The sequence below is a fragment of the Brevibacterium atlanticum genome, assembly GCF_011617245.1.
GTDB classification, from domain to species: Bacteria; Actinomycetota; Actinomycetes; order Actinomycetales; family Brevibacteriaceae; genus Brevibacterium; species Brevibacterium atlanticum.
This window is the reverse complement of the sequence record NZ_CP050152.1, coordinates 2191695-2212854: the sequence shown is the minus strand read 5'-3', so window position 1 is coordinate 2212854 and position 21160 is coordinate 2191695. Positions and strand designations below refer to the sequence as shown.

Here is a 21160-nt window from a genome sequence, read left to right as displayed (position 1 = left end):
TAGATGACAATGCTTGAGACTTGCACGCCGCGGTTGCGTCTGTGCAGGTCAGAAGGCATTTGCCTGGTACCTAAGGCCAAAGCCTCCACGCTCTACCAAGGTCACCGATGGCTGCCTCGGAGGTTGGTCCAGCTACACGGTCTTCGGAGGCGAGGTGGGCTCATCGTTGATGGTGTCGTTCGCGTTCGGGGCTAGGACCCGCCACGCGACCGCAGCTCCGAAGAGGGCGAAGGCTGCGCAGGTGGCCATGCCGATGCTTTGGGCGTGCGTAAACGCCAGTTGCGCGGCCCTGATGAGCTCCTCGTCTCCGCTGGACAATTGGCCGAGCGTGCGGCTGAGCGACGAACCGGCGTCGGTGTTCAGGGCAGAGGGCGCGAAATTGCGGTACCCGACGGTGACGATGCTGCCGACGATGGCGACGCCGAGCGCGATTCCGAGCTGCTGGTGCGTGTCGTTGAGCGCCGATCCCATGCCTGCCCTGTCGGGAGGAACCGCTCCGAGAACAGTGGTCTGGACGGCGGGCGAGGCCAGCCCGGAGCCGGTTCCGGCGAGCAGGAGGCCCGCAGCGATGACCGAATAGGAGCTGGCTGGAGTGAGAGTGGCCAGAACGAGAAAGCCGGAGGCAGTGACGACGAATCCGAGCACCATGGACCAGCGGTAGCCGATCCACCCGGGCAGCCGCGCTCCGACGTAAGAAGCGGCGATGACGCCGACAGCGAGCGGGATGATCGCCAGGCCGGCTTCGAAAGGCGAGTACTCCACGACGTGCTGGAGGTGTTGTGTGAGGATGAACAGCACGCTTCCCGTCCCGATGGCAAGGACGGCTACCGCCAGGCTTGCACCTGCGAACTCGCGATTCCGATACAGGCTCATGTCCACCATCGGCGACGCGGATCGGCGTTGCCTGACCCAGAAGCCGATCCCGCCGACGATCGCCAGGAACGGGCAGGCAAGCGTGATCGGCGAGGCGAGACCGTGATCGGGTACGAGAATGATGCCTGAGACACACGCGCCCATCGTGAGGGTGATCGCCACAGATCCGATCGGGTCGATCGATCGCTGTTGGGGATCGCGGGACTCGGGGACAATCCAGAGCATCAGAACAACTGCAACGACAGACAGCACCGCGCCGATGATGAAGATGCCCGGCCATCCGAAGCGCTCGACGAGGTAGCCTCCGAGCAGCGGCCCGGCTGCCATCGCCGCCGAGCCGACCGCGGACCAGACGGCAAACGCCTTAACCCGTTCCTCAGGGGCGAAAGTGTGTATAAGGATGGCAAGCGTTCCCGGCATCACCAGTGCCGCTCCGATCCCCATGATGCAACGGGCCACGACCAGCCACCCTGCTGATGGCGCAAACGCCGCGGCAGCCGAGGCGGCGGCGAGAACTGCGAGACCGATCGACACTGTGCGCTTGCGCCCATAGCGGTCCGCGAGCAGTCCGGATGGGACGAGGAGGCCTGCGAAGACCACCACGTATCCGTTGATGATCGCCTGCAGTTGGGCAGGGCCTGCACCGAGGGCGTCTTCGATCGACGGGACAGCAAGGTTGAGTATCGAGTTATCGAGCACGATCGAGGTCAGCGCGAAGCAGACGGCGGCGAGGATCACCCACCGTCGCCGCGAGCTCGCGACGGGCTTTGAGGCATCTGGTCCAACAGTCATGGAAACATTCTACACTGTTGGATAAACTCACCGGTGTTAGACTAAGAACATGACGTCCAAACGTGACGGTGACCTGCCCGGAGCGGTATGGTTCCGCAATGCCCCGCAGCGGCGCAGGGCACCGGCGCTGAACCGTGATCGGATCGTCACGGCCGCCGTCGACCTCCTCGACCGCGACGGGATCGATGGGCTGAGTCTGCGGAAGCTTGCAGGTGGACTCGAAGTGCATGCGACGAGTCTGTACTGGCACGTAAACACGAAGGACGACGTTGTCGATCTTGCCCTCGATGAGGTCTTCGCGGAGATCAACCTTCCAGTCGGCGAGCAAGCCGAAGGCAGACGAGAGTTCATCGCGACCTACATGCAGCAACTGCGAGCCATGTTGCTGCGCCACCCGTGGGCAGCCGCACTAGCGGGCACCCGCCCGCTGGCAGGCCCCAACGCACTTGCCCGCTCCGAAGCCGTCTATGCCGCCCTTGATATGGCAGGGTTCACCGGAGCCGAGCTGTCGGCGGCAGCGTCTGCCGTGACCAATCTCGTCGTCGCCAGCGCATCCACGCAAGCCGCATGGGCTAACCAGGCCGAGGCAGAAAGCCGCGATGCCCTCCAAGAGCGCATCGCGGCCCATGACCAGGACTACCCGACGCTGTCGAAGCACCTCGCGGGCTTCCTCGGCGATTGGGACACGCAGTTCGAACTGACCACGCAGTACCTCCTCGACGGGCTCGGACTTCAACAGCAGTAGTGCGACCGTCATCGTCTCCCAGATGCTGCCCGGACACCGCCGTCACGAGAAGGCGTGGAACTCCGAACGGGGGAGCGGGGCACCCGGCCATTGCCATGGGGCATGGCTGCGCTCCGTCATGTAAAGTGTCGGGTATGTCGAGTCCGAAAGCAGACAGGTCAGGGGCTGTCGGTCACACCGCCAGCCCCGTGAACCACTAAGTGCCACGCCCACCCTCTGCGCGGGTGTATTTCTGTGATCTCCGGGCCGCTGGCCGTGGTGACGAGAAGAACCATCTCTTGATCTCTCACCTCGGAGTACTCGATGCCTCTCGCTCTCTACACGCTCGCCCTGGCCGTCTTCGTCATGGGCACCTCAGAATTCATGCTCGCGGGACTGCTTCCCGCAATCGCTGCAGACCTCGACGTCAGTATCGGCACTACTGGACTGCTGACGTCGGCATTCGCGGTCGGAATGGTCGTCGGTGCACCGCTGATGGCTGCATTCGCCCGTCGCTGGCCGCCGCGTTTCACGCTGCTCACCTGCCTGCTCGTGTTCGCCGGATGCCACGTCATCGGAGCGATCACGCCTGTGTTCTCGCTCCTGTTCGCCTCCCGCGTGCTCAGCGCTTTGGCCAACGCCGGTTTTCTCGCGATGGCGCTGAGCACCGCGACGGCCCTCGTGCCGGCGACCAAAGTGGGCCGTGCCTTGTCGGTCCTGCTCTCCGGCACGACCATCGCCACCGTCGCAGGCGTCCCCGCAGGGGCGTTGCTCGGCTCGTCGCTGGGCTGGCGTGCGACGTTCTGGGCCATCGCCGTTCTCTGCGTTCCTGCCGCACTCGGAGTCCTCCGAGGCATCCCGAACGATCTTCGCCAGGTAGCGGCAACCGGTGGGGAACCGAAGCTTCTCGACGAGCTCCGGCAGTTGAGCTCGCCGCGGCTCGTCCTCGCCATGGTGCTCGGTGCCCTGGTCAACGGCGGCACCTTCGCGGCATTCACCTACCTGGCCCCCGTGGTGACGGGTACCTCCGGGCTGGCCGAGGAATGGGTCTCGGTCGCACTGGTGATGTTCGGTATAGGTTCGTTCCTCGGCGTCACGATCGCGGGTCGTCTGTCGGATCAACGGCCCGGCCTCGTGCTCGCTATCGGCGGTCCGCTCCTCCTGGCAGGCTGGATCGCACTGGCGCTGGTCGCGGCCCACCCGGTCGCTCTGATCGTCCTCGTCCTGGCCCAGGGAGTGCTGGCGTTCGGCGTCGGCAGCACGCTGATCGCGCGGGTGCTGTACGCCGCCTCGGATGCGCCGACGATGGGCGGCTCGTACGCGACCGCCGCCCTGAATATCGGGGCCGCGGCTGGCCCGGTCCTCGGAGCGGTGGCTCTCGCGTCGGGGCCGGGTCTGGTGGCTCCGCTGTGGGTCGCGTCCGGGCTGACAGCGGTCTCCCTCGTCATCCTCGTTGTGTCTCGACGGGTCCTGATCGGTGGCTCGCCCAAGGACGAAGCCCTGTCGCCGTCGATGAGGTAGTGCTGGCACCGCACGCGATCCGAACGGAATGCATCGGATCGCGTGCGGCAAGGCGCGCAGTCATTGGGTACGCGCTGCGATTCCTTCATGGCCACCTTTGGCGACACACGCTCCTCTAATCTAACCTCGAGCAGTCCCTGCTTTTTGAGAAGATGGAATATATGACGGACGGACATCTCAACACCGAGGCCTCGGTGGAGCCACAAGTCAACGACTACGACGCCTTCGCGGCCGCCTACTCGGCAGACAACGACGACAGCCTCGCGAACGCGTACTACGAGCGGCCCGCGATGCTGGCACTGGCCGGTGACGTCGCGAGCCGTAGCATCCTCGACGCCGGGTGCGGATCGGGCTCGCTCAGTGCTGCCCTCCACGACCGCGGGGCGACCGTCACGGGCCTCGACGCCAGCGCCGGGATGGTCGACCTCGCGAAGCGGCGTCTCAGCCCGGCCGTTGAGTTCCATGTGGCAGACCTGAACGATCTGCTGCCGTTCGACGACGGCAGGTTCGACGACGTGGTCGCCTCTCTTGTGCTGCACTACATCGAGGACTGGACTCCGGCGCTGACCGAGATGCGGCGGGTCCTCAGACCCGGCGGCCGCCTGTTCGCCTCCATCGACCACCCGATCGTCGCCTACACCATCCAGGAGCCCCGACCGGACTACTTCGCGACCACCAGCTACGAATTCGAATGGGAATTCGGCGGGAAGCGGGTTCCGATGCGGTTCTGGCGCAAGTCACTGCAGCAGATGCTCGACGCCTTCGCATCGGCCGGGTTCCGTCTCACGAGCATCACCGAGCCGCAACCCCTGCCAGAGGCCCGCGACCTGCACCCCGAGGGCTTCGCCCACTTCTCCACCGCGCCCGGCTTCCTCTTCTTCGCACTCGAAACGGCTCCGAAGTACCTGAATGACTGAGAGGGCCACGAACGATGCGCAGGAGGTCCTACGCCGGCTGATCGCCGCTGCAGGGCTGCCTCCTCCTGTCTCCGTTCGACCGGTCGATGACGGCGGCAACGGGTTGGACAATCGGCTCACGACCGCTGAGTTGGCCGACGGTCGTCTCGTTGTACTGCGGCAAAGCCGCATGGCCTCAGGATCACCCCGGCGGCGGATCGAGTTCCTCCGGGCCAACGGCATCACGACCCCGCAACAGCATGCATCCGACGACGAAGGTGCCGCCCTGTGGGAGTACATCCCCGGCAGAACCCTGGCCGAGGCAGTCGCGGCCGGCACCGCCGACGCGACAGTATGGAGGCGAACCGGCGCTGCCCTGGCCGAGGTGCATTCCGTCAGATTTCCCCGATCGCTTGAGGGCGCGATCGAAACCGACTCGCTCCCCCTGCGGGCCGTTGATCCCGTCGAGCGTCTGCACGAGGGACTCGCTACGAGCGGCGCGTGGGTCGAGCAGCATCGACCGCACCTGCGAGCCGCTCTCGGGCAGGTGAGCCGCTTCATCACCGACCGCGCGAACGAGATCCGCGCCGAGCGGCCGAGCGTTCTCCACGGCGACATCAACCTGCTCAACATCATCGTGACAGACGACTCAGCGCAATTGATCGACTGGGACTTCCCCCGTGTCGGCCAGCCCTTGGCCGAACTCTCTGCACTGGACGAGCACGCCTACCTCCACGGCCTCGACGGGCTGCCTTCTGCCTTCTTCGAAGGCTACGGTCAACCTGTCCCTGGTGATCTGCTCCTGGCGTACCGGATCGTCGGGTGCCTCGGGTGGTTGGCCAGCGACGACTGGACCGAATGGGACGCCGACTCCGGGCTGCCCGACGCCGCTCGCTCACGTCTGAATAGATGGCACCAGCGTCTGCTCGACTGGTGCGACCGGATACCCGACCTGATGACGGCACTGCGCTGAAGCCAAGAGCTGGCAGAAAGCTGAGCGGTCAATCGTCCAATCCAGCGCATCCAGGTCAACGTTGAAAGCGGCGACAGCAGCGCACTCCGCCGGGGCTCGGTTCTCACCCGGGCGATTGCCACGCATTCAGTCACGGGGATGAACAGACGGCCAGATCGTACGTCGCCTCCTGCATAGGGTCCTCGTGAGGAACTTCCGTCTGTGGTGCACAAACGAACGCTGTTATCGCACTCGTACTGCACTGCAATCCGTTCGACTACACGTGACTATCGAATGCTAGAAGCGAAACACCTTCACCCTGCGATGTTGATCAGTGGTAGCACCAGGGCGGTGATGGCGAGCCCGATGACTTGTGGTCCGCTGAGGCGCTCTTTGAGCACCAATAGCGCCAGCAGTACCGGAAGGGCTGGATAGAGGGCGATAGCGATCATCACCGGAGCAAGTGCGGCCTCGCGCGTGGCGTAGAGATAAGAGATCATCGCCAACGCCGCCAGGCCACCTATCATGGTCGCCTTGCTTAGACTGGTTGTGGCCCCGAAGGGCCAGAAACGACCCGAGCCGGTCCGCAGCATCAGAAGAAGCGGGACGATACTGACCAGTTGGCTGATCAGCATCGGAGAGGCTGGCTCAGTCGAGGTGATGCGACTCAAAGCAAACAGTTGGGTGGCGTACCCGAGTCCGGCGATCAGCCCGTAGACCACCGCCGTGACGTTGGCGCTGGACCTGTCCTGAGCTGCCGCAGGTGCTGAGACGGGCGTTGAGGGTGGGTTGCCCGCGGTTGGGGCGGTTCTGGGTGTGTTGATGGGGCGGCTGAGCAGCCAGGTCGCAGGCACCAGCAGGAGCGCGGCCACGATCAGCCGCCCGTCGACGTGGTCTCCTAAGACCAGGACCGAGAGCAGGAACGGCACAGCCACTGAGACGATGCTGGTCACTGGTACCACCACTGAAATGCGGCAAGCATGCATCCCCTCGTAGAGGGCACCGACCCCCATCCCGGCACCGGCCCCGGAGACACCAGCCCACACCACATCGGTGCCGTCGGGCCAGCTCTCCCAGGTCAATAGCGCCCAGATCAGGAACAGAACCGCTCCACCAGTCTGGGAGCAGACTGCAACGTTCATCGCCGGTACACGCCGGGAGAGCACCCCGTTCAGGAAGTGCGACGCACCGAACAAGACTGCGGCAACGATACCCAGCAACTCACCGATACTCCATCACCCCTACAGGGCTCTCAGATGGCGGCGGCCGGTGGTGCTGAGAATGATGGGGGTAGCTGCGATGGCGAAGCACGCAAAGAAGAACGCGGCAATTCCCAGAGCGGTTTCGGTTCCAGGTCCGTACGTGGCTTCGTGCGACGGACCGGTGGGGGTCTGGCCTCCGAAATGGATGGCCAGAACGCCGAGGACCGCGATGCCTGTGCCGCCACCGAGGGCGAAGGCGCTTTCCTGGATCGCTCCGGCATCGGCGGTGCGCTCTGCTGGAGCGGTGCTCATCACGGCGTTGGCCCCGATGGCCATGACGATCCCGGAGCCGAACCCGAGCGTGATCATACCCGCCAGGTGGCCTGTTCCAGACGGGCTGGCCAGCACGAGAGACCCGACAGCAGTCAGGGCCAGCCCGCCGACGATGACGTGCTTCTGAGTCAACCGCCGCTGCAGCAGAGGCCCGAGCAGTCCCCCGACTGCCATCGCGGCGGCCAGCGGGATGAGTGCGATCCCGGCGTCGACGGCCGAGAGCCCGTCGACGACCTGGTAGCGCAGGGTCAGCAGATACAGCGTCCCATTGAACACGCCCAGGGTCACCGCGATCACCACAGCCGAGACGGCCAGCAGACGATCGGCGAACAGGCGCACATCGAGGAACGGGCGCGGTAGATGTATTTGCCGGACCGCGAACAGCACACCGGCCACAGCGCCGACGCCGATTCCCGTCAGCGCCAGCCACGTGGGAATGCCGGGTTGCGCGAGACCCTTCAATCCGGCGATGGGCACTCCGACGGCCACGGCCGACAGAACCGCGCTGAGGCCATCGAGTCTTGGCGGGTCGGGGTTCGTCGACTCCGGCAGGATCATCCAGGCGGCGATGAGGATGAGGCAGACCAGCAGGATCGGCACGTTGATCCAGAACACCCACTGCCACTGCGCGAAGTCCACGAGTCCTCCGCCGAGCAGAGGCCCCAGCGCAGAGCCGGTGCTGAAGCCCGCGGTCCAGACGCCGTAGGCCAGCGCCCGAAGCTGAAGCCCGGGAAAGGTCACGCGGATGATGGCGACGGTGCCGGCGATCAGCAGTGCCGAGCCGATGCCCTGCCCGACCCGCGCGGCGATCAGCACCGCCCCGGTCGGCGCGAGCCCTGCGAGAATAGCGCTGACGATCGCCACACCCAGGCCGAGCAGGTAGAGGCGTTTGCGACCGTAGCGGTCGGCGACCACTGCGGCCGGAACCAGCACCACCCCCGCGGCCAGTGCGTAGATATCGGCGACCCACAGCGACTGCACGGACCCCAGGGACAGCGCCTCATTCAGCGTCGGCAGGGCCACGGTCACCTTGGTCATGTCCGTGCCACCGACCAGCATCACAGTACCGAAGACTGCCAAGATCCCGACCAGGGTGCGGTTCAGCGTGGGTGGTCTCGCAGAATCATCCTCAGTGCCATCCGAAGGTCGGGATCAGGGGGTGTCTTCAGTCTGGGGAGTACCGATCACCGACGTCTAGGTTCCGTTTTTCACCGGAATCGTGCACCATGAGTGCATGATAGATACGCGGCTCAACCTGCTGATCGCCGTGTGCGAGTACGGCACCGTCACCGCAGCCGCCGAAGCGCTCTACCGCAGCCCCTCGGGTGTCTCCAAGCAGCTCAAGGAACTCGCGACCGAGCTGGACGTCGATCTGCTCGAACGTCACGGCCGCCGTGTCCGGCTGACCCCGGCCGGGCAGCGCCTGGTCACCCACGCCCGCGCACTCAATGCGCAGTGGGAGACCGCGCTGAGCGACACCACCGCCGCTGCCCGGCAGCTCTGCGGCCCGGTGGTCCTCGGCGGGTTTCCCACTGCGATCTCCTCGCTGCTGACCCCCGCTGTTGTGCGGTTGAGAGCACGCCACCGCCTGCTGCAGCCGGTCATCAAGGAGATCTTCTCCCGCGAGACCCTGACCGCGCTGGAATCCGGCACCATCGATCTCGGGCTGTTCGTGGCCGGCGAGTCCACCAGCCACGTCACCGACAGCCACATCGAGGTGATCAGCCTGCTCGACGACCCAATCGACCTGCTCGTGCCCGAAGACCACCGGTTCGCCCACAGCGACCAGATCAGCCTGGACGATGCCGCAGACGAGGAATGGATCTCCGGCCACGCGCATCAGGACGCCTACATCGAACTGCTGGCCGCGACCCGCGCCATCGGCTACGCCCCGCGTGTGGCCCACTACGCCCAGGAACTCACCGCCACCACCGCTATGGTCGCCGCCGGTCTCGGCATCTCCGCCGTTCCCCGGATCGCCATGTCCGTCTCACACCCAAGGGTGACCCAGGTCCCGCTGACCGGAGATCAGGTGCCACGTCGTCGGATTCTGCTGGCCCTGCGTCGCGGCTCTCACGACAACCCCCGCATCGCCACGGCCATCACTGCCCTGCGCGACGCCGCCACCAGATCTCAGATGCCAGGGTCCGATGCCAGCTGACACCTGGGCTCAGCGACCATGTCAACGTTCTCTGCGGCCGGCGAAGGGCTATCGCACTGAGGTTTCAACAGGGACGTCGAATCGATACATCAGTGGTTCGCCATTCGTCAGGCCGACGAAAGTAGGACGACCTATGGGTGTGTACCCGGCTTTCCATGCTTCGTCAGTGGCCTCGTCGTCAAGCTTGATACTTCGTTCTCCACGTTGGTATACGGACTGAACGCGCTTGGCTTCGACCTGATCAGTGGCAGCAATCTCAATTCTCAACATCGGCATACGACGACCGTAGGCCCGTTCCCCCTCAACATTCCCGTGGGCTGAACCTGACCATTTCCTGTAAAGCGAACGTTCAGCCTTCCGGACGTGACAGTCTGATCACCGACAACGAAACGTGAAGTGTGAATTACTTCGGCGGCCTCGAGAACGGCGTTTGTCTGTTCGGCTGTGACTCTGCGGAAAGCCATGCGGACGCCTTTCTCATTGTCGCCGGGATCTGCGAGGCACGCTCGCTCGTGACGTTGCTGCTACCCTTGTGATTGTGAGTTGGCAGCAGCGATTTCTTGACCCCCGGCCGGGAGACGGTCGCGGGGTCCTTCACGCGCGCCGATAGTCGCCGGATCTCCGCAGGCACGGCTGGGGGAAGCACGACATCCCTCACTGCCTACCTGATCTCGGAGACTCACCATGTCCACCACATACCTCACACCTGCCCAGATTCAGCGCGCGCTTGCTCTGCGCGACCTGACCGACCCCGCACAGGGCGAGCACGCGATCCAGCAACTCCTGACCTCGGTCGTTTCGGCCCTGCAGGACCGATGGGGCTGCACGGTCCGACACGTCCGCAATCCACCCGTGGTCGCAGTCAGAGACAATTACGACCGCCTCGGCTACGACCTCGCCGACGTCACCCGTGATCGTCGGTATACCCGCTATGTGAGCCCGACGGCGATGCTGCGCAGCCACACGAGCGCAGAGATCCCCGGTGCTCTGGAGTCATACGCCCACGATGCTGACATCGACGAGCTGGTGGTCGTGCCCGGCCTGGTCTACCGTCGCGATGTCGTCGACCGCAGCCATGTCGGCGAACCGCATCAGGTCGACCTCTGGCGCATCCGCGATGCTCCCAACACCAGCGATGACGAGATGCTCGACATGATTGCCCGTCTCGTCGAAGCGGTGCTGCCCGGGGCCGAGTGGCAGGTCACCGATGCGGTGCATCCGTACACCGTCGGCGGACGTCAGATCGACGTAAGGCTAGAGGGTGAATGGCTCGAACTCGCCGAGTGCGGTCGCATCCATCCCGGAGTTCTCCGCGCCTCAGGCCTCGACCCCGAACGCTGGTCCGGTCTGGCTCTGGGAATGGGACTGGAGCGGGCGCTGATGCTGCGCAAGTCCATCCCCGACATCCGGTACCTGCGGGCGACTGATCCGCGTATCGCTGCGCAGATGCAGCATCTCGATCCCTGGCAGCACGTCTCCCCGTTGCCGCATGCGCGGCGGGACATCTCTGTGGTCGTCGCTGATGAGGAAGACGAGGAAACCTTGGGTGATGTCATCCGGTCATCACTGGGCGACGACGCCGAGGTCATCGAGTCCGTCGAGCTGCTGAGCCGGACGCCTCACGCGGACCTTCCCGAGGCGGCCCGGAACCGGCTCGGCACGCAACCGGGCCAGTCCAACATGCTGATGCGGATCATGCTGCGACCGATCGATCAGACCTTGACCTCGGACGAAGCAAATGAGCTCCGCAACGACATCTACCGCGCCGTCCACCGCGGGCCCGTGATGGAGCTCATCTGACCGGCTCTGCAATCATCTCTGGTGACCACGTACGACCTTGACGAAGCGGTGAGTCACCCTGCTGCCGAGAAGCTGGACGCGCACCACTATTGAGCATGACGGGTCAGGATCGGCCGTCTGTCAGCGTGTGCTCACCGCTTCGACAGGGTGAAGGCCACGATGTCGATCGCGCTTGAGGCCTGCAGGCCCGGATAATGCTGGTCGAGAGCAGCGTTGAGGTCGTTGAGCGTGTCGAAGCCACCCCGCTTGGCGTCGTCGTCGGTGAGCTCGCTGCGGGGCACGGATCGGACGTCGGTGACAGTCGCGGCGATGCTGACGACGTCGCCGCTGTCTTTCTCGAACACGAGGTCAGCCTGCCCTGGACGGAACGGGTCGTCGATGCGAATGGTCTGGCGCTTCGCGCCCGAGCGGATCGCGGATTCGTATCCTTCCCACATGTAGATCCGCTGCGGGCGCTCCGCGTCCCGCCAGTCGTAGGCGAAGGGCAGGAGCTCCTCCGCGGTGCGAGCCGTCAGACCGTTCGCTTCGCGCACCACGAAGCGGATGGACGGAGAGGTGTCGAAGATGATCTGCCGGCACTTCCCGCACGGAGCGATGACGTCGCCGGTCGGACCGTACGCTGCTGCGACCGCGACGATCGGATCATCGGGGGCTGTTGATGCGTGGTTGGACAGGGCGGCGATCTCGCCACACGGGCCACCGAGGAAGTGGTACGTGTTCAGGCCGAGGACGACGTGCCCGGACTCGGTGAGCAAGCCACCTGCCACCGTCGAGCGTGGTCGATCGTCTCGTGGGCAAGCTGTCGCAGGTCGTCGGAAAGCACACCTTCACGCTAACGGACATTCACGAGGTATCGCCAACCGCTGCAGCGAGCAACGCTTCTTTCCAAGATCGACGCCTGTTCGCCGGAGACTGGATCTCGGGCGAGAGGACAGTTGTACAGCGACCGCCCTCGAACGGGTCGACGACCCCGTGCACGCCGTGCTCCGCGCAGGCGATGCGGATGCCCGCATCAGCAGTGAACGGCTCGGGCTCGCAGTTACGGTGCGTTCGGTGCAGGTTCGTCCGCTCGGACTACGACAGCGGCGTCGACACTGAGTTCGGATGACGGGAAGTCACTGAGTCAACCAGTGCGCGCAACGGCACACCGAGCATCGACGGGCTCCAGAGTTGTGCTCGATCAGAGCAAAGGATCAACAGGAGTTAGCTGACCGAATGAATTGGTTGGTCCTTGTCGTCCAGGCTCCTGCCCTCGGCGGTGATGCGGTATGTGACCTGCGGCGGGACCGCCGGTGTGACCTCGCGTTCGACGAGACCGGCGTTGACCAAGGATTTCAGCTCACTGGAGAGCACCTTCTGAGAGATTCCGGCGACTCGGCGCTGCAGCTCGGCATAGCGATGCTCCTGGTCCAGCAGTTTCCACAGGATCAGCATCGTCCACTTGCCGCCGATGAGGTTGATCGTGCGGCGCACCGTCGCACCGCAGTAGCTGTCGGTGGAGTCGTGGGGCGTTTCTGCTGTGGTGTCCATGTCTTACCTGCCGGTGCGTTCCTGACTTGAAAGTGCCGTCTTCCGAAGGTGCTCGTGGCAGGCCATCATCGAAGGAGACCCGTCGTCTTCCAGCAGAAGGAATCTCGATCATGCCCATTGACAACGTCGCCATCGTGCCCGAGCTCATGTTGGGTGAACGCACACCGCAGTACAAGGCCATCGCTGAAGGCATCACCGATGCCATCACGACCAGCACGGGTGCTCCTTCGGAGTCGGTGCACGTGTTGATCACCGAGGTCTCTGATGCTAAGTACGCCGTCGGTGGAACCATCCTCCGCGAGGCGATGGGAGGGCGGTCGCCGGGGAGCTGACATGCGTGCGACCGTGTTCGGTGGGCACTCGGGCATACCGGCGAGGAATCTCAACGTCGCTGCGCCTGAGCCCTGCCGCCTTCGCCTCGATACACCGATGGGCTTGGGAACGGTCACGTGTTCTCCTCTTTGCGCAGTCTCATGCTCATGTATGCGAGCAGGGATGGTCGCCGGACCTCGCTGCTCGGTGTGTTCCACTGAGAGTCCTTGGGTCGGGCCGGTAGTTTCGGCTGGTCGGTCCGGTCGCTGGCTTTGGTAGTGCCTGGACTGCGGTGAACAGGTTCGTCCACGCACTTTTCCATGGCCGGCGCTGCGGCAGGTTGGGGTGACAAGACCAGTGAACACGGACGTCGTGCCTCAGGCGACCCGCCGGCGGTAGGTGGCCATGGCGAACACGTAGGCGACCACCAGGATTCCGACGCACCAGCCCAGGGCGACCCAGAGGTCCGCGCCGAGCGGTTGGCCGGCGAACAGGTCGCGGATGGTGTTCACGATGGAAGTCACAGGCTGGTACTCGGCGAACCATCGAACCGGTCCGGGCATGGACTCGGTGGGCACAAAGGCTGAGCTGATGAACGGCAGGAAGATGAGCGGGTACGAGAATGCACTCGCTCCGTCCACGGTCTTGGCAGTGAGGCCCGGGATGACGGCGATCCACGTCAGCGCGAGGGTGAACAGGATCAGGATGGCAGCGGCTGCGAGCCAGTCCAGCACGCCAGCGCTGGGGCGAAAGCCCATGAGGAAAGCGACACCGACGACGACTATGAGAGAGACGACGTTGGCGACGACCGAGGTGAGCACGTGCGCCCACAACACGGATGAACGAGCGATCGGCATGGACTGGAAGCGCTCGACGATTCCGCCAGCCATGTCGGTAAAGAGTCGGACCGCGGTGTAGGCGATGCCTGAGGCGATCGTGATGAGCAGAATCCCGGGCAGCAGGTAGTTGACATACGAATCGGTCCCCGGGGGCTGGCCGGTGTCGATCGCCCCGCCGAGGACGAAGACGAACAACAGCATCATGGCGATCGGCATGATCGCGGTAGTGATGATGGTGTCCGGGCTGCGCACGACGTGACGCAGGGACCTCCCGGTGAGGACTGTGGTGTCGGCGAAGACGTGCGTGGCCATCTGGTGCTCCTTACTTGTCCGTGTCGGCACTGCCGCGCGCGGTGTTGTCCGCGTCGTGGTCTCCGACGAGGGTGAGGAAGACGTCCTCGAGCGTGGGCTGCTTCTCGACGTACTCGACCTCGGCCGGCGGGAGAAGCTGTTTGAGTTCAGTGAGACTGCCGTTGACGATGATCCGGCCCTGGTGCAGGATTGCGATCCGGTCGGCGAGTTGTTCGGCTTCGTCGAGATACTGCGTCGTCAGCAGTACCGTCGTACCGCCAGCGGCGAGGTGCTTGACGGTCTGCCATACCTCGATCCGGGCTTGGGGATCCAATCCGGTGGTGGGCTCGTCGAGGAAGATGATCGGCGGGTTGTCGATCAGGCTCATTGCGATGTCGAGTCTGCGGCGCATGCCCCCGGAGTAGGTGGCTGCCCTCCGGGCCCCTGCGTCGGTGAGGTTGAAGCGGGCGAGCAGGTCGTCGGCGACTGCACCGGGATTCTTCAAGTGACGCAGCTTCGCCACGAGCACGAGATTCTCCCGGCCGGTGAGCACCTCGTCGACGGCCGCGAACTGACCGGTGAGACTGATTGACTCGCGCACACGCTGCGGATCAGCGGCGACATCGATGCCCTCGACAGTCGCGGTGCCGCCGTCGGCCGTGAGCAGTGTCGACAGGATCCGCACCAGCGTCGTCTTCCCGGCTCCGTTGGAACCGAGCAGGGCAAAGATGCTGCCCGGCGTCACCTCGAAGTCGACGCCACGTAGCACCTGGACATCCTTGAACGACTTCTCGATGCCCTGCACAAGGATCGCCGGCGGCGCGGCCGTCTTCGCCGTTGCGGTGGTCATCACGGCTTCTCCTCGGTCTCGGCGCGCTGGATCGCGTCCTCGAGTCGGCGCTGCTCCTTGCCGATCCAGCCGGCGAGCCCGTAGTTGTTCTTGAAGGTGTCGACGAACTCCACCGGATCATCGCCGACGACCTCCCGCACTGGTGTGCCGTCTGCTGCGCCCTGCTCGAACAGCTCGGCCAGATCGTCGACCATCTGCAGCAGGTGGTCGCCATCGGCGGGGCCGGTCATCATCAGGTACCGTTCGACGCCCTCGACGGCAGTGCGGTGGCTCGGCGGCAGCTGCTGCACTCGTGCCTTGTACGCGCGCCAGCGCTTCTTGTCCTCGAACGATCCGGTGATCGTCTCGATCCAATGTGCGGCCACGATTACTCTCCTTGCTTTTGCTGATTGATCTGATTGTGGAGGTGGTCGATCCTCTCGGCGAGGAAGTCCCAGTTCGTCCAGAACTCGCTGAGGTACTCCTGGCCGTCGGCGTTGAGCGAGTAGACCTTGCGTGGCGGACCTTTGGCCGAACGGACCTTCTCCACGTCCACCAGGCCGTGCCGTTCGATACGCACCAGCAGGGCGTAGATGGTGCCCTCGGCGATGTCGGTGAATCCCTGCTCGCGCAGCCATGCCGTGATTTCGTATCCGTACGCGGATCGGCCCGCGAGAATGGCGAGCACGACACCTTCCAACGTGCCCTTGAGCATCTCGGTTGCCAGCTTGCCCACAGGGCCCTCCTGCTACTCTGTGACGATGACTACCGGTATATAGTAAGCATGACTACCGGTAGGTTGCAACAGTGAGTAGTGCGAGCTTCGATCCGAACGGCTCCGGAGCGCGTTCGATTCTCTTGATCGGGATGATGCGTCCGCAAGGCTCAATGAGGGAGCGGTGAGCTTTCAGGGCGACGGCCCCGTCCTGGAGCCTGTTCTCGAGGTCGGCCTGCAGGAAGTTGGAGACGGCGATCGCGCGGATCTTGCCCGCCTGATGGGCTACCTCGAGCGCCTTCCAGGCGGCGAGGTTGCCATCGGGTAGTCGCCGTCGCGGAAGTCTCCCCAGGGCTGCAGCGCGTGGATTTGCGCACGCCCTCGCCGACACCGCGCTCGTTGCCGTGGGCCTGGCCGGCGTCGATGGTGCGGATGCCGATCTCGATCGCGGCCTTGACCGCGTCAGCAACCTTGTCGTCGTCGATGAATCAGGTGCTGATCCCGAGTTTCAGGATCTCGACATCATTGCTGAGCGCGTAGGTCTCATTGCGGATGTTTATGCGTTCTCTCTGTCCTCGGTCGGGCGGCCGTACTGTTCGTCGGCGGAGCGCGCAGTTTGGAACACCACACCAACGTTGGTGCTCTAATTCGTTCTGCCGCAGCGATGGGCGTCGATGCGGTCCTCGTGACCCCTCGTTGCGCTGACCCGTTGTACCGGCGAGCGATCCGAGTGTCGATGGGTACGGTCTTCCAGATCCCATGGACAAGAATCGATCCTTGGCCAGGGAGCATCGACACCCTCCAGGATGCAGGGTTCGTCGTTGCAGGCATGACTCTGGGCGAGGGCGCGATCACCTTGGACGAGCTGGTCGCAGAAGAACACGACAAACTCGCCCTGGTCTTCGGGTCCGAGGGTCATGGATTGACTCGGGCGACTGAGCAGCGGCTCGACAGAAGAGTCACGATCCCGATGATGGGTGGAGTGGATTCGTTGAACGTCGCCGCGTCCTCGGCACTCGCGCTCTATGCGACGAGGTTGCACTAGAGTTCAGGGGCATTGGAGCGCTTACCAGAAGACCTCGCCGACGGGCCCATAAGTAGAAGTCTGCAGTGTCGACGATGTTGTCGCAGTGGTCAAGCGCGCTGTCGAGGTTCTCGAGCGGATCGACGCTGCCATCGCGACCGCTGCTAGTCCGACGTTCACCGGGTGCTCGACGACGCCTCGGACCATGGCATGGGTCGAGGCAGAGCCGGCGACTCGACCTCATACCTGGCGAAGACGGTCGCGCTGTTGTTCGTGTCGACGGCGGGCCAGTCGGTCGGCGTCATAGGCCCGGACGACGCGCCTCGCATCAGGCGATGAGCGCCTTTGCTGCGGCGGCGAGGGTGTCGATGGTGGGCCGGTAGTAGGCCCAGCGTCCGCGCTGCTCGCGTTCGACGAGGCCGGCATCGACGAGCAGCTTCATGTGGTGGGAGACCGTCGGCTGTGACAGGCCCACCGGTTCTGTGAGGTCGCAGACGCACATCTCGCCCTCGGTGCTGCCGGTGATGAGGGACATGAGCTTGACCCGGGTGGGGTCGCCGAGGGCCTTGAACACCTTGGCGAGATCCTGGGCGACAGTGTCGTCGATCGTCTCACCGAGGACGCAGCAGGGCGCGACGTCGGCCGCGGATTCGATGGCTGGGGGAGTGCTCATGCCTCCATTCTGCCTGACGCTTTGACATCTGTCGATACGTGAGGCAAGCTCAATCCATCGAAGAACGTCAATACATGGGGGTTGAAATGAATCATGTCGTCGTTATTGGGGCCGGTCCGCAGGGCCTGGCCGCTGCTGCTCATCTGCTCGAGCGAGGCCTCGAGCCTCTGGTCCTGGAGTCGGGCGACAGCCCGGCAGCGACCGTGGTCGAGTGGGGCCACGTCCGCCTGTTCTCACCGTGGCCCGAGCTCATCGACCCAGCGTCGCGCCGGCTGCTCGAGCCGACCGGCTGGAGCGCACCCGAAACCGGATACCCGAGCGGCTCTCAGTGGGTCGAGGAGTACCTGGCCCCGCTCGCCGAGGCGCTGGGTGACAGTGTTCGTTATGGCTCCCGCGTCGTGGGGGTCGGCCGCAAGGGGCGCGATCTCTCGGTCGATGCGGGCCGCGCGGAGCAGCCCTTCGTTGTCCACGTTCGCCGCGCCGACGGCACTGAAGAACGGCTTGAGGCCAAGGCTGTGGTCGACGCCTCGGGCACCTGGCGGGCACCGAGCCCGGCGGGCGCGGAGGGACTGCCTGCTCTCGGCGAACAGGCCGCCGTCGAAGCCGGATTGCTTGATCACCGCACGCCGAGCCGCGAGGAGGCCGCCGAACTGGCAGGCAAGCACATCGTGGTGGTCGGCAGCGGCCACTCGGCAGCGACCGCGATCGGCGACCTCGCGACAGTGGTCCGCCGCGAGCCGGGCACCCGGGTGACCTGGGCGCTGCGCCGCGGCGCGGTCGGCAACGCGTTCGGCGGCGGGGCCGCCGACGAGCTGCCCGAGCGTGGGGCCCTGGGCCAGCGCGCGAAGAAGGCCGTCGAGGACGGCCTCGTCGACCTCGTCACCGGGTTCCGCACCGAACGGGTCCTCGTCGAGGACGGCCGCGCGGTCCTGGTCGCCGAGGACGGCCGACGGCTCGATCCCGCTGACCGGGTGGTCGTCGCGACCGGCTTCCGCCCGGACCTGTCGTTCCTGACCGAGGTCCGCCTCGACCTCGACGTGCGCCTGCAAGCTCCGACGAAGGTCGCCACTGAGGTTGATCCGAATCTTCATTCCTGCGGCTCAGTGCGCGCCACGGGGGCGACCGATCTCGCCCACCCGGAACCGGGCTTCTACATCGTCGGTGCGAAGTCCTACGGCCGCGCTCCAACGTTTCTAGCGATGACCGGCTACGAGCAGGTCCGTAGTGTCGTCGCCGAGCTCTCAGGTGATCACGAGGCGGCTGACCGTGTCGAGCTGGAGCTGCCCGACACCGGAGTGTGCGGGGGATCGGGCCTGTTCGACGCCCCGGAGCAGGCGACGTCGGGCGGGTGCTGCACATCCGCGCCGCAGCTGGTCCAGATCGGCACGAGGACCGACGGATGAGCCGAGGTCGCCTGTTGATTGTGGGCGGCGGGCAGTCGGGCCTCGCCGCGGCCCGTGCTGGGCGTGACCGCGGCTGGGAGCCGGTGGTGCTCGAGGCCGGTGACGAGCCGGTTGGGTCGTGGCCGCGCTACTACGACAGCCTGCGGCTGTTCTCCCCGCGCCGGTACAGCGCCTTCCCGGGTCACCCGTTCCCCGGCGACCCCGACGGGTACCCGGGCCGCGACGAGGTCGCCGACTACCTCCGCGGCTACGCAGAGTGGCTGGGCGTCGAGATGCGGACCAATGCTCGCGTCACCGAGGTCGCTGCCGACGGCCCGGGCTTTGCCGTGGATCTGGCCGATGGGAGCAGCCTGGTCGGGGAAGCACTCATCGCTGCCTCGGGGTCGTTCGCCAGCCCCTACGTGCCGACGATTCCCGGCAGGGAGACATTCCAGGGCAGGGTCCTGCACGTGGCCGACTACCGGTCGCCCGAAGAGTTCGCCGGTCAGCGGGTCGTGGTCGTCGGCGCAGGCAACTCCGCCGTCCAGGTAGCACACGAGCTCGCCGAGCACGCCCGGACATCGCTGGCGGTGCGAGACAAGGTGCGGTTCGCGCCGCAGGTCATCGCCGGTCGCGACCTGCATTGGTGGCTGAAGCTTACCCGCGCCGACCTCCTGCCGCCGTCGGTTCTCGACAGGATTATCACAGGCACACCGGTCATCGACGCCGGAAAGTACCGGGCTGCGCTCGAGGCAGCTTACCCAGACGAACAGCCGATGTTCGCTAAGTACGTCCCGGGTGGCGTCGTGTGGCCTGACGGATCGCGGGAGCGCGTCGACTCTGTTGTCTTCGCGACTGGCTATCGACCGCACCTGTCGTACCTGTGCGGCCTCGGCGTCCTCGACGAGGCCAGCGCGCCCAGGCACGATCGCGGCATTTCGACCGTGCTGCCAGGTCTTGCGTTCCTGGGCTTGGAGTTCCAGCGTTCGTTCTCGTCGAACACCCTGCGCGGTGTCCACCGCGACGCGGGTTACGTCGTCGATGCGCTGGCCAGGCAGCAGCGGGGCGTCGTCGTTGGCTGAGCGCGTCTCTCGGCCGTCGCTGGGAGCGGTGCTCACGGCGCTGTGCGTAACCGAGGTCGTCTCTTGGGGGCTGCTCTACTACGCATTCCCGGTGCTCGCTCCGCGAATCAGCGCGGACACCGGGTGGTCGCCGGTGGCCGTCACCTCGGCGTTCTCTGTGGCCCTGGCCATGTCTGCGCTGGCCGGGGTGCCGGTCGGGCGCTTCATCGATCGGCACGGACCTCGTCTTGTTATGACCGCCGGCTCGGGCCTCGGCGTTCTGACGCTGGTGGTGATCGCTGCGTCGCCGAACCTGCCGGTGTTCATCGTCGGCTGGGCATTCGCGGGAGTCGCCATGGCCGGAGTGCTCTATCCGCCGGCGTTTGCCGCGATCACCGGTTGGTTCGCTGCCCGCCGCCTCGGCGCGCTGACCACACTCACTCTGGTCGCCGGCTTGGCGAGCACGGTCTTCGCTCCGTTGACCGCAGCAACGTATGACCAGTTGGGATGGCGACAGACGTATCTCTGGGCGGCAGTTCTACTGGCAGTCCTTACGGTCCCGACCCACTGGGTCGTGCTGCGACGCCCCTGGCCCCAACCGGTGCATGTCATCTCGAAGGAACCCGAAGCCGAGAAAGACTACACCTCTCACGTCGTCCGGGACACGCGGTTCCGGCTGCTGACCGCCGGACTGACCTTGGTCGCACTGGCGATGTACGCCGCACTGCTGGCTCTGGTGCCGCTCATGCTCGAGCGCGGTCTGAGTCCCCAAACCGCTGCATGGGTGCTCGGCCTCGGCGGTCTCGGCCAGGTCGCCGGACGACTCGTCTATACCGCTCTTGCCCGATACGCCTCACTTGTCGTGCGCACTGCGACCGTGTTCGGCCTCGTCACCGTCAGCACCGCGGTGCTCGCTATGGTCCCCGGGCCGGTCGGTCTGCTGGTCGCGGCGTCTATGACCGCCGGGGTCGGGCGCGGCATCGCGACGCTGCTCCAGGCGACCGCGGTCACCGATCGGTGGGGCGCACGCGGATACGGCCGCCTCTCCGGCGTCCTCGGCCTCCCGGTCCTGCTGGCCACCGCATTGGCTCCCGGGGCCGGTGCGGTCCTCGCCGAGGTCACCGGCAGCTACGCAACCGGTTTCGCGGTCCTGGCAGCGGTGGCCGCGGTGGGAACCGTGCTCATGGTCGCCAGCTCGTCCACGAGGACCTCGTGTTCGGCGGGCCTCGCGCCCTCGCGAGCGACCTGAC

General features: G+C 65.5%; 21 protein-coding genes and 1 pseudogene. 12 read left to right on the top strand and 10 right to left on the bottom strand.

Features of this window, described 5'->3' with window-relative positions; genetic code table 11:
- Positions 1-132: 132 nt before the first annotated feature.
- Positions 133-1665 carry an MFS transporter gene (locus GUY23_RS09930; protein ID WP_166971911.1) on the bottom strand — a complete coding sequence of 511 codons (1533 nt, stop codon included), beginning with the start codon at positions 1663-1665 and terminating at the stop codon, positions 133-135.
- Positions 1666-1714: 49 nt separating this feature from the next.
- On the opposite strand from GUY23_RS09930, the gene GUY23_RS09925 reads away from it, so the two are divergent.
- From GUY23_RS09925 to GUY23_RS09910, 4 genes are all read left to right on the top strand, one after another.
- The gene (locus tag GUY23_RS09925) at positions 1715-2410 is read left to right on the top strand and encodes a TetR/AcrR family transcriptional regulator (protein ID WP_166971909.1); all 696 of its coding nucleotides are present in this window, start codon (positions 1715-1717) and stop codon (positions 2408-2410) included.
- A gap of 303 nt (positions 2411-2713) precedes the next feature.
- Positions 2714-3910: a Cmx/CmrA family chloramphenicol efflux MFS transporter gene (locus tag GUY23_RS09920; RefSeq protein ID WP_166971908.1), complete on the top strand. Its 1197-nt coding sequence runs from the start codon at positions 2714-2716 to the stop codon at positions 3908-3910.
- A gap of 161 nt (positions 3911-4071) precedes the next feature.
- Positions 4072-4827 carry a class I SAM-dependent methyltransferase gene (locus GUY23_RS09915; protein WP_208085313.1) on the top strand — a complete coding sequence of 252 codons (756 nt, stop codon included), beginning with the start codon at positions 4072-4074 and terminating at the stop codon, positions 4825-4827.
- Entirely contained in the window at positions 4820-5779 is a 960-nt protein-coding gene (locus GUY23_RS09910) for a phosphotransferase family protein (protein ID WP_166971905.1), read from the top strand. The genes GUY23_RS09915 and GUY23_RS09910 overlap by 8 nt, the downstream gene beginning before the upstream one ends.
- A 293-nt stretch (positions 5780-6072) precedes the next feature.
- Here the strand turns inward: GUY23_RS09910 and GUY23_RS09905 are convergent, their stop codons facing one another.
- Both GUY23_RS09905 and GUY23_RS09900 read right to left on the bottom strand, forming a co-directional pair.
- Entirely contained in the window at positions 6073-6978 is a 906-nt protein-coding gene (locus GUY23_RS09905; RefSeq protein WP_166971903.1) for an EamA family transporter, read from the bottom strand.
- A gap of 21 nt (positions 6979-6999) precedes the next feature.
- Positions 7000-8352, bottom strand: a complete 1353-nt coding sequence (locus tag GUY23_RS09900) for an MFS transporter (RefSeq protein WP_166975936.1) — start codon at positions 8350-8352, stop codon at positions 7000-7002.
- 175 nt (positions 8353-8527) lie between these two features.
- On the opposite strand from GUY23_RS09900, the gene GUY23_RS09895 reads away from it, so the two are divergent.
- The gene (locus tag GUY23_RS09895; protein ID WP_166971901.1) at positions 8528-9454 is read left to right on the top strand and encodes a LysR family transcriptional regulator; all 927 of its coding nucleotides are present in this window, start codon (positions 8528-8530) and stop codon (positions 9452-9454) included.
- 684 nt (positions 9455-10138) lie between these two features.
- Positions 10139-11254: a PheS-related mystery ligase SrmL gene (srmL, locus tag GUY23_RS09890; RefSeq protein WP_166971899.1), complete on the top strand. Its 1116-nt coding sequence runs from the start codon at positions 10139-10141 to the stop codon at positions 11252-11254.
- A gap of 131 nt (positions 11255-11385) precedes the next feature.
- Here srmL and GUY23_RS09885 read toward each other — a convergent pair whose 3' ends face one another.
- Together GUY23_RS09885 and GUY23_RS09880 are read right to left on the bottom strand one after the other, a co-directional pair.
- Positions 11386-12009, bottom strand: a complete 624-nt coding sequence (locus GUY23_RS09885) for an ASCH domain-containing protein (RefSeq protein WP_166971896.1) — start codon at positions 12007-12009, stop codon at positions 11386-11388.
- 448 nt (positions 12010-12457) lie between these two features.
- Positions 12458-12784, bottom strand: coding sequence for a winged helix-turn-helix transcriptional regulator (locus GUY23_RS09880; RefSeq protein ID WP_166971893.1), 327 nt, complete (start codon positions 12782-12784; stop codon positions 12458-12460).
- Between the two features lie 110 nt (positions 12785-12894).
- Between GUY23_RS09880 and GUY23_RS09875 the strand changes: the two genes are divergently transcribed.
- A complete protein-coding gene (locus GUY23_RS09875; protein ID WP_323127118.1) occupies positions 12895-13116 on the top strand; it encodes a tautomerase family protein in 222 nt (73 codons plus the stop codon).
- A 357-nt stretch (positions 13117-13473) separates the two neighbouring features.
- On the opposite strand, the gene GUY23_RS09870 is transcribed toward GUY23_RS09875, so the two are convergent.
- From GUY23_RS09870 to GUY23_RS09855, 4 genes are read right to left on the bottom strand one after another with little or no spacing between them, the layout of a single operon-like run.
- On the bottom strand, positions 13474-14247 hold the full coding sequence (locus tag GUY23_RS09870; RefSeq protein WP_166971890.1) for an ABC transporter permease: 774 nt from the start codon (positions 14245-14247) through the stop codon (positions 13474-13476).
- 10 nt (positions 14248-14257) lie between these two features.
- The gene (locus tag GUY23_RS09865) at positions 14258-15076 is read right to left on the bottom strand and encodes an ABC transporter ATP-binding protein (protein WP_166971888.1); all 819 of its coding nucleotides are present in this window, start codon (positions 15074-15076) and stop codon (positions 14258-14260) included.
- A complete protein-coding gene (locus GUY23_RS09860) occupies positions 15076-15441 on the bottom strand; it encodes a DUF1048 domain-containing protein (RefSeq protein ID WP_166971885.1) in 366 nt (121 codons plus the stop codon). Before GUY23_RS09860 ends, GUY23_RS09865 begins: the two co-directional genes overlap by 1 nt.
- 2 nt (positions 15442-15443) lie before the next feature.
- Positions 15444-15791 (bottom strand): helix-turn-helix transcriptional regulator, encoded by a 348-nt coding sequence (locus GUY23_RS09855; RefSeq protein WP_166971882.1) that lies wholly within the window; start codon positions 15789-15791, stop codon positions 15444-15446.
- A gap of 383 nt (positions 15792-16174) precedes the next feature.
- On the opposite strand from GUY23_RS09855, the gene GUY23_RS09850 reads away from it, so the two are divergent.
- Positions 16175-16417 (top strand): hypothetical protein, encoded by a 243-nt coding sequence (locus GUY23_RS09850; protein WP_166971880.1) that lies wholly within the window; start codon positions 16175-16177, stop codon positions 16415-16417.
- Positions 16387-16815, top strand: a pseudogene (locus GUY23_RS09845) (TrmH family RNA methyltransferase); the annotation flags it as partial. The gene GUY23_RS09850 and the pseudogene GUY23_RS09845, both read left to right, overlap by 31 nt.
- Before the next feature lie 307 nt (positions 16816-17122).
- Here GUY23_RS09845 and GUY23_RS09840 read toward each other — a convergent pair.
- The gene (locus GUY23_RS09840; RefSeq protein ID WP_166971877.1) at positions 17123-17467 is read right to left on the bottom strand and encodes an ArsR/SmtB family transcription factor; all 345 of its coding nucleotides are present in this window, start codon (positions 17465-17467) and stop codon (positions 17123-17125) included.
- An 86-nt stretch (positions 17468-17553) separates the two neighbouring features.
- On the opposite strand from GUY23_RS09840, the gene GUY23_RS09835 reads away from it, so the two are divergent.
- Genes GUY23_RS09835 through GUY23_RS09825 form a run of 3 tightly spaced genes read left to right on the top strand, consistent with a single transcriptional unit; the run spans position 17554 to position 21159 of the window.
- Entirely contained in the window at positions 17554-18870 is a 1317-nt protein-coding gene (locus GUY23_RS09835; protein WP_166971875.1) for an NAD(P)-binding domain-containing protein, read from the top strand.
- Positions 18867-19931 carry a flavin-containing monooxygenase gene (locus GUY23_RS09830; RefSeq protein ID WP_166971872.1) on the top strand — a complete coding sequence of 355 codons (1065 nt, stop codon included), beginning with the start codon at positions 18867-18869 and terminating at the stop codon, positions 19929-19931. The genes GUY23_RS09835 and GUY23_RS09830 overlap by 4 nt, the downstream gene beginning before the upstream one ends.
- The gene (locus GUY23_RS09825) at positions 19924-21159 is read left to right on the top strand and encodes an MFS transporter (RefSeq protein WP_208085310.1); all 1236 of its coding nucleotides are present in this window, start codon (positions 19924-19926) and stop codon (positions 21157-21159) included. The genes GUY23_RS09830 and GUY23_RS09825 overlap by 8 nt, the downstream gene beginning before the upstream one ends.
- The last annotated feature ends 1 nt before the right edge of the window (position 21160 follow it).